Genomic DNA, 8575 nt, shown 5'->3' with positions numbered 1-8575 from the left:
AGCATCTAAGCATGAAGCCCCCCTCAAGATGAGATTTCCCATAGCGTTAAGCTAGTAAGATCCCTGAAAGATGATCAGGTTGATAGGTTCGAGGTGGAAGCGTGGTGACACGTGGAGCTGACGAATACTAATAGATCGAGGACTTAATCAAATAATATGAAGCAGATGTTATCTAGTTTTGAAGGAATATACCTTCAAAAGTCTGGTAATGATGGCAGAGAGGTCACACCCGTTCCCATACCGAACACGGAAGTTAAGCTCTCTAGCGCCGATGGTAGTTGGGACTTTGTCCCTGTGAGAGTAGGACGTTGCCAGGCAAAAAACCTAAGTCAATTTGACTTAGGTTTTTTTGTGTTTGTGTATTTTAATTGTTCACTTTATGTAAATTTTTTAATGGACTCTATATTGACCCACTAACTTCTCTTCACCCATCCGAACAAGACGTTTTGTGATCTCTCCTCCGACAGAACCATTGGCACGTGCAGACGTTTCAGGACCAAGTGTGACTCCAAGTTCACGAGCAATTTCATATTTCATTTGCTCAATTGCACTTGTAGCACCTGCAATAAGAATTTCATTTGTATTATAACCGTGTCTTTGAATATTCATAATTACACCTCCTTTATATTTGTATATAATGTGCTCTTAATTGCGATGAATATACATGTTATACTCAATATTTTTATTTTCGTTTTGTGTTCTCCTCAGAAGATTGTGTTTCATCTTTATGTTCTACCGATTTTTAATTCGTGGCACATTCATTTCTTCTCTAAGTGAACTCTATATTTTTACTCTTCTATCTCTTAACGTATAAATTCTTATGTATTACATATTAATCTCTCTTAATTAAACATGAATATGCAATATGGTAACTCCTTCTAACTTCGGTACGTTATTCACAAGCTAGGGTATCAATTATTCGAACAAAAAAGAAGGCTTTAGCGTAAATGTGAACGAATAAAATAACGAAAAACTTCTAAGGGGGATATAGCAATGTCGCAATCATTATTGGCTGGAATGGAAGGTGTATTTATACCAGTCAAAGATCCAAAAATTTCAGCGAAATGGTATGAAGAAAAACTAGGATTTAAACTTATTTATATTGAGAACGAAGCTGCAGTTATGAAAATCGAAGAAGGGTCACAAACAGTAGTATGTCTTGTAAGAACTGTTAATCATCAGCCAATGAATTTTCCTGAGAATAACTTTGGAGTAGGGAAATATTATAACTTTATTCCGAAAGATATTAATGAGACTTACCGACTGTTAATTGAACGTGGTGTCAAAGTAAATCCTATTAGTGGAGAAGGGACTACTAAATTCTTTACATTTTTTGATCCTGACGGAAACCCTTTAGGTGCCTGTCAATAAATCTATATAATGCTTATTATGTGAATGAAAAAATCCCTTCAGAACTTCTGAAGGGATTGCTTCAAGGTTTTGCGATACTTTAGTTTTTATTAACAAAAAGTGCTTTCATATGCAGGAAACACTTTGTAGTCTACAACTATTTTTTCATGAGGCACTACTACTTCTTGATGAGTAGCTAAATCAATGAATATCCACTCTTTTAAAATAGAATATTGTTGCGATGAAGCCAATAATAGCTGTAGCGGCAATGATCACATAAGAATATTCTGGTGGATATGTTGGTTGGAGTTTGTTATTTACGATATCTATTGTTGCCGCCCAAGGGAATAGATCTTTATGTTCTGAATTGGCGGTCATAACATTTATCATTGTAATAACGATGGTTAATATAATAGGTGACACATATGTTTTCATTATAAGAGTTAGAAATACAATAGGAGTGGATAAGATAAAAAGAAATCCGCCCCCTATTAAAAACTTCATGAAAGACTGTAGAATTAATGCATTACTTAGACCAGGAAAGCTTCCTAATAATCCTAATAGTAGAGTTAATCCCCAAGAAACCATAGTCAATATCATAATCCAAATAAAAAGGAGAATAAACTTGCTAATGATAAATCTAATACGTGATACAGGGATCGTTAATAAATTTTTTAATGTGTTTTCTGTATACTCACGGTTAAAGAGATAAGCAGTGACAACTCCGTATAAAGGAACTCCAATTACTAAAAGGGTATATAGATGGGCGTCAGTAAATAAATCGGTAAACAGAATAGCTTTAGTAGGCTGTTTTGTTTTTACGTGTATATATGATGCGACTACTATCATAAAAGGCGCTACAGCTGCCCCGATAATACTAATTAAGAACATATTAGACCGTTTCAATTTTAATAGTTCTGTATATAGTAGATTAACCAATTGTCCCACCTCCAACCAATTTGGTGAAGTAATCCTCTAATCGGTCTTCGCTCATTATAATTTTTAATACTTCAATATCGTTTTGAACAAACATTTTATTAATTTGTCCTTGTTGTCCGAAGTGAGAATAAACGCGAATATTTCCTTCGTCGTGTACTTCATAATCAAAAATATGAAATTGTTTTTCTAAAAGCATCGCGGCTTTATTATCTTCGTTTACTTGAAATTCTAAGTATTTACGATTTGTTTTTCGAAGTGTATCGAGAGAAATCTCTTCTAATAACTTCCCTTCATGAATAATTCCCATATGATCAACTAGCTGTTCGACCTCAGCTAAAATGTGGCTGGAAATTAATATTGTTATATTTCTTTCTTGAGCTAAAGATTTAATAAGCTTGCGCATTTCTTTAATACCAATTGGATCTAAACCATTTGTCGGTTCATCAAGTATTAATAGTTCTGGATAGTGGAGAAGGGCTCTTGCGATTCCTAGCCGTTGTTTCATTCCTAAAGAATATTTACCTACCAGCTTTTTTGTTTCATGCTGCAAGCCGACAATTTCTAGTGCTTCTTCAATAGCATTCTTTTTATGCACTCCGATTATTTTTGCGTTAATTAATAAGTTCTCTCTCGCAGTAAGGTTTTCATAAAAACCTGGAACTTCAACGATAGAACCAATTCTTCTTAAAATTTCTTTTTGATTTTGAGAAAAATCCTCTCCAAATATCTCGATTTTTCCGCTTGTAGGCTTTATGAGACCTAATAGCATTCGAATAGTCGTTGTTTTACCTGCACCGTTTCGTCCGATGAACCCATAAATGTCCCCTTGATTTACTGTTATATTGAGATTATCCACTGATTTTTGATTGCCATAAATTTTAGTAAGATTTGTAGTTTTTATAATTGCGCTCATTTTGGAACACCCACTTTCTATGACATCTTACTTACATAATAAAAAGGAGGATTTAACTGTGGCTTAATCATTTCTTAACTATTTCTTAAAAGTAGTTTGCTTTGGAATGGAAAAGCCGAATGTAGTTTGCTCCCATGGGATGCTTTCTACCCATATGTCTCCGTCATTTTTTTCGACGAGAGCTTTTGCGATAGCGAGTCCCAGACCACTACCACCATGTGAAGCATTCCTTGATTGGTCACTTCTATACATTCTTTCAAATACGTTTTCTAAATCGTTATTTGAAATTCCAGGTCCTTTGTCCCAAATGAGTAGTTGGTATGCAGACGTGGTTTCTAGTAGTTCTATTCCCACTACCTTCCCAGTTTTCCCGTAATATATCGCGTTTTTTATGAGGTTACCTATAATTCGTACAAGACTAAGGGGATCCGCTGTAATAGGGCAAGGTGTTTCTGGAATATGAACTTGCAATTCTATGTTCTGTTTTGATAGTTCAGGTAAAAATTCAATTAGCGATTCTCTAGTAATCTCAGCAAAATCGAGAGACTCTTTCTTTATAGGAAATTCATCTGCATCTAGCTTAGCCATATTAAATATTTGATCAACTAACTGTTTCAAGCTGTTTGATTTCTTTGAGAGTATTTCGAGATATTCTCGTCTTTCATCTTCTGAAGAAGCAATCCCATCTTTTAAAGCGTCAACATATCCAATAATGGAAGTAAGGGGTGTTCGAATATCATGTGAAATACTAGATAAGAGCTGTTTTCTAGCCTCTTGCGATTTTCTAGCATCAACTTGTACCTTTTCTAGCTCTGTAATCAATTCATTTATAGAAAAAATGACATCATCTAAAGAATTATCATTGGTTGTGTATAGCCTTGTATGTAAATTCCCATGAATCGCTCGTTGTAAGCTAGTAATAATAGACTTTCGGCTTTGAATAAAGTGGGTTCTTATTAAGAAAAGACTTATCGTGATAAGAAATAATACCGTAAATAAAATGAGTTTAAATATATGACTCATTTCAATAAATAGAAGTATCGTAATAATGATTAGCTGAAATAAAATCAGATAGAGAACTTTATCGTTTTTCATCTTTTTCACCTACAAATTTATAACCGATACCCCATACAGTTTGAATAAATTTAGGGTTTGAAGGGTCTGCTTCGATCTTCTTTCTAAGCTTTCTAATATGTACCATAACTGTATTATCATCTTCTATATAGTTACTGTCCCAAACGTTGCGAAAGAGTTGCGTTTTCGTAAATACTTGTTCGGGGTTAGAAGCGAAAAACTTTAGTAACTCTAGTTCTTTCGCTGTTAAAGCTATTTCTTCTTCATCTACAGTAACTGTGTATTTTTTCAAATCAATGGTTAGCCCTTTGAACGAAATGACTGTTTGTTCATGAAGGGTAGCGTCGCTTCCTAATACTAAAAAACGTCTCATAAGGGCTTTTACTCGTGCCACTACTTCATGAATACTGAAAGGTTTTGTAATATAATCATCTGCGCCTATGCTTAATCCTAAAATTTTATCTACTTCATGATCTTTAGCAGTAAGCATTAATATAGGGATGTTTGTTTGCTCTCTAAGTCTTTTGCATACTTCGATCCCATCTATTTTCGGCATCATTAGATCTAATATGACGAGGTTATATTGGTTTTGCTTAAATAAATGAAGAGCTTCTTCACCATCGACTGCTGTATCTACTGTATAGAATTCTCTTTCAAGGTATTTTTTTAACAAATCTCTTATTTCTTTTTCATCATCAGCTATAAGTACGCGAACGGTCTCCATTGTTTCACCTGCTTCTAAATTGGGATTTGGTTGTATGAATTAATTATATACTATGAATTGGTGAAATAAGGTAGATTATAAACTCAATTACGATGATGACTATATTTATCCATAATAAATAGCCTATTTTGGAAAAAGGTTGATCCAAACAGGCTACTTCTTTTATTCTAATGTGAACTTGTTTTATATATGTACAGTCGTCTTAATCTATCTTTGGATCATACATACCATTTTGAATCATATAATACTCCATCGCTTGGTTTAACCATTCCTCTTCCTCTTTTGTGTATGGAGAAGGAGTCATGTTTTCAAGTTCTTCTTTTTCTAATTCTTCTATATCTTGTATAGCGTACATCGCTTCTTTACCAACAAATTTAAGCGTTGTTTTCATATGTTTATCCATTAACTCTTGTACCTCGGGAGTATGAACTGGTCTTCCTGTTAATCTTTTTACTTCCTTAGACAACTTGATAAATTCTTTATCTAATGCGATCATTTCTTCCTCAGGCTTGTTAAATAACCAATCAGCTATTTCTTTTGATGTATGTTGTTCAATCCATAGTTGTTGGTGTTTTTCTGCTTGCATGCTGTTTATTAAACTCATTAAGATTGTACTGTCCACTTCTTCTTTATCTTTTATCAATCGAATCGTACGATTAATCGCTTTTAGCGCCGTTTCGATTTGTTCTTTTTTCTGTTCAAAAGCCCTTTTTTGGTTTTGTAGCGTATCGTGTAAGGTTACGTTCAAACTAGATTCATTCATCATTTTACTAATTTGGTCCAAGCTATAGCCTAAAAATTTAAAACCAACAATTTTTTGCAGCGTAAGCACGTCCTGCTCGGTGTATTGGCGGTGACCAGAATGAGGGTACTTTTCAGCTTTGAGTAACCCAATTTCATCATAATAATGTAATGTTCGTATGGATGTCCCGGTCTTTGTAGAAAATTCTCCGATTGAATATGTTCTGTTAATACTCATGCTATATCTATCTCCTTTTCTATATCAATTTGGTTACTTTGAACATACAGCCTCACGTAACTGTAGGTGCAAGTAAAACTTCAATAGATTTGAAATAAGGAGACGCTTTATATTTTTTTGTACCGGCTAATAACTTCCAGCGCTTTTTCCCGTACAAATTGTATTAATTCTACAGGCTCCTCTATTAATATTTCCGCCCCAAGACTAAGGAATAGTCCTCCGATAAATGGTATATCTGACTCTCTAAACTGTTCTTCGATTACTCCTGTACCATTAGAGATAACTTGAATCCATTCCCCAATAGGATGAGGATCTAGCATTTTACAGCCTTTTTTAGTTAATGTTGCTCGCAAAGTAAGTTCTTTTGGTGAGGCTTCTGTTTGATTTAACCATTGTGGAATGGTCATATCTACTGGAATTGGCTCTGAGAAATCGTGTTGTATTTTAAGGGAAATAATGCGATCGACTCGAAATGGTACATTCTTTTTTCGTTTATAACAAAATGCAGGGGAGTACCATATTCCGTTAGCTAGAACGAGTCCATAAGGAAAGATTGTTCGGATTGAATATCCGGACCGGGATTCATACTCTATTTGCAGGTGTTTTTTGTCTAATGATGCTTGTAAAAGTTCTTTGAGGTAATGGTTTTTAAAGCTTCTTTTCGGAGAATCAATAGCTAGTCTATCTTGTAATGTCTCAATTTTTTGAAGCATCTCTACAGACATACCGGAACGGATTTTAGTAATGGTTGATATAATTTCTTGTGTAAAAGGTCCATCCTCTAAAAGTTTATAGGATAGCAGTAATCCTGTTGCTTCTTCTGGTGTTAATGAGATAGTAGGAAGTTTTTGCTCCCTTATAAGTGTGTAGCCACCATTTGGCCCGGGGGAAGAAAAAAGAGGGACACCCATTTCGCTTAATAGATGTAAATCCCTAAGTATCGTTCTTTTGGATACTGAAAATTCATTTGCTAATTCTTGAGCGGTAAAGCGATGTTTTGTATTTAGTGTAATTAATAGCTCAAATAATCTTCCTGTTCTAGACATAAAAATATCTCCTGGTATTAGTGACATTGTTTGTCATCAATATACGATAAAATAAATGAGAAGTCACGAAGTTCCCTTCATGAACTAGGGGGAATAAAGGGGGATTAGGGAATGAAAGAATACACGGTAAATACAAAGGGAGTAAAAATTAAAGCGTATGAGTATAGCCAGAATGGTGAGCCAATTTTATTCCTGCATTATATGGGAGGAAGTGCAGCTATTTGGCGAGGTATTGTTCCAAAGTTTACAGAAGAATATCGTGTAATTGCTATCGATATAAGGGGACATGGCAATTCGGATCATCCTGAAAATGGATATCAACTTGAAACTTTAGTTGAAGACATTCGAGAGGTGCTAGAAGTTCTCGGCATTCATAAGACCCATATAGTAGGAAGTTCGCTTGGTTGTGATGTTGGTACAATGTTTGCATCCATGTATGCAGATAGGGTTATTTCCTTAGTTAATTCTGAAGGAGCTTTAGTCAATCATTCAGGAGATGGCGGCTTGTATACTGAATCGAAAGAAGAGCATGTAAATAAATACTTTTCTAATCCGGAGCAGGAATTTGATTCAAGAGAAGATTTGATACAGTATATGAAAAAGACATGGCTGCCATGGAATACGAACAGAGCTTTAGTTATGGAGGACTATAAGCCTCGAGAACTTCCGAATGGAAAAGTGACGTTTGTGTCTAAGAAGGAGAATATGAGACAGATTGCGGAAGATCTTTATGATAGAAGGTTAGAGGATTTGTATGATCATGTTCAATGTAGAGTATTATTTCTACCAGCAGAAAAAGAAGGGGACCTTAATAAGAAATTAGCATTCATAAAAAATGTTGAATGTAAATTAAGTGAAAGTAAAACAGTTGTAGTTCCTGGGTCGTCTCATGCTATGATGTTTGATCATGCAGCGGAATTGGTTCGTGAAATTAAGGTTTTTTTGAATTCTTCCTATAAGTTAACGTAATTGTGAATTGCTGTCGGTTTTATCCCGCATTAAGGGACAGTAACCCCCCGCCTCAAGATTCCGAAAAAATCGAAGAAGATAGGTGGGGGATAACTGTCCGTAAAAGTCCGATTGGGCGGTTTTTTATCAGTGGGGGAGTATTCATCTAAATTCACTTTGATTTTTTACATATAAGTGGCAGCTACACAAAACAAAATAATGTAACTAGGAATATCAAAAAAATTAAAAAAGCTATTGACTATTATTGTATAGAGGAGTAATATTATACGAGTCGCTGCTGCAACAAAGCAGAAAGCGAAAATGAAATAAAAAACTTAGTTGACATTGAATGACTGAGATGTTAAGATAAGGAAGTCGCAATTGAGCGGCGGATGAGTTCTTTGAAAACTGAACGAAACAAACAACGTGAAACGTCAATTTTTATTTATGATGCTAGACAAACACTTTATTGGAGAGTTTGATCCTGGCTCAGGATGAACGCTGGCGGCGTGCCTAATACATGCAAGTCGAGCGAACCAATTAAGAGCTTGCTCTTAAGAAGTTAGCGGCGGACGGGTGAGTAACACGTGGGTAACCTGCCT

9 protein-coding genes and 3 rRNA genes are annotated in these 8575 nt (G+C 35.0%); 5 read left to right on the top strand and 7 right to left on the bottom strand.

Annotation, left to right across the window (positions count from 1 at the left end; all coding sequences use genetic code 11):
- A 23S ribosomal RNA gene (locus tag BM211_RS25395) occupies positions 1-151 on the top strand; the annotation flags it as partial.
- Between the two features lie 50 nt (positions 152-201).
- Positions 202-317: ribosomal RNA gene (gene rrf, locus BM211_RS25390) — 5S ribosomal RNA — on the top strand.
- 73 nt (positions 318-390) lie between these two features.
- Here the strand turns inward: rrf and BM211_RS25385 are convergent.
- On the bottom strand, positions 391-609 hold the full coding sequence (locus tag BM211_RS25385) for an alpha/beta-type small acid-soluble spore protein (protein ID WP_035434756.1): 219 nt from the start codon (positions 607-609) through the stop codon (positions 391-393).
- A 384-nt stretch (positions 610-993) separates the two neighbouring features.
- Between BM211_RS25385 and BM211_RS25380 the strand changes: the two genes are divergently transcribed.
- The gene (locus BM211_RS25380; protein ID WP_091000159.1) at positions 994-1371 is read left to right on the top strand and encodes a VOC family protein; all 378 of its coding nucleotides are present in this window, start codon (positions 994-996) and stop codon (positions 1369-1371) included.
- A 180-nt stretch (positions 1372-1551) separates the two neighbouring features.
- Here BM211_RS25380 and BM211_RS25375 read toward each other — a convergent pair whose 3' ends face one another.
- The 6 genes from BM211_RS25375 to BM211_RS25350 form a co-directional block, all read right to left on the bottom strand.
- Positions 1552-2289, bottom strand: a complete 738-nt coding sequence (locus BM211_RS25375; protein WP_141771704.1) for an ABC transporter permease — start codon at positions 2287-2289, stop codon at positions 1552-1554.
- Positions 2282-3202: an ABC transporter ATP-binding protein gene (locus BM211_RS25370; RefSeq protein WP_091000155.1), complete on the bottom strand. Its 921-nt coding sequence runs from the start codon at positions 3200-3202 to the stop codon at positions 2282-2284. Before BM211_RS25370 ends, BM211_RS25375 begins: the two co-directional genes overlap by 8 nt.
- A gap of 78 nt (positions 3203-3280) precedes the next feature.
- Complete coding sequence (locus BM211_RS25365) at positions 3281-4297, bottom strand: sensor histidine kinase (protein WP_035434760.1); 1017 nt, start codon at positions 4295-4297, stop codon at positions 3281-3283.
- Entirely contained in the window at positions 4284-5000 is a 717-nt protein-coding gene (locus BM211_RS25360) for a response regulator transcription factor (protein ID WP_035434761.1), read from the bottom strand. The genes BM211_RS25365 and BM211_RS25360 overlap by 14 nt, the downstream gene beginning before the upstream one ends.
- A 202-nt stretch (positions 5001-5202) precedes the next feature.
- Complete coding sequence (locus BM211_RS25355) at positions 5203-5979, bottom strand: MerR family transcriptional regulator (protein WP_091000153.1); 777 nt, start codon at positions 5977-5979, stop codon at positions 5203-5205.
- A gap of 107 nt (positions 5980-6086) precedes the next feature.
- Positions 6087-7025: a helix-turn-helix transcriptional regulator gene (locus BM211_RS25350; protein WP_177207000.1), complete on the bottom strand. Its 939-nt coding sequence runs from the start codon at positions 7023-7025 to the stop codon at positions 6087-6089.
- Between the two features lie 111 nt (positions 7026-7136).
- On the opposite strand from BM211_RS25350, the gene BM211_RS25345 reads away from it, so the two are divergent.
- Together BM211_RS25345 and BM211_RS25340 are read left to right on the top strand one after the other, a co-directional pair.
- The gene (locus tag BM211_RS25345; RefSeq protein ID WP_091000147.1) at positions 7137-7994 is read left to right on the top strand and encodes an alpha/beta fold hydrolase; all 858 of its coding nucleotides are present in this window, start codon (positions 7137-7139) and stop codon (positions 7992-7994) included.
- Between the two features lie 445 nt (positions 7995-8439).
- Positions 8440-8575 (top strand): 16S ribosomal RNA (locus tag BM211_RS25340); the annotation flags it as partial.

Origin of the sequence: Bacillus sp. 491mf (assembly GCF_900112415.1) — a bacterium.
GTDB lineage: Bacteria > Bacillota > Bacilli > Bacillales > Bacillaceae_G > Bacillus_A.
The sequence above is the reverse complement of the archived record's forward strand: the minus strand, read 5'-3'. Positions and strand labels throughout refer to the sequence as shown.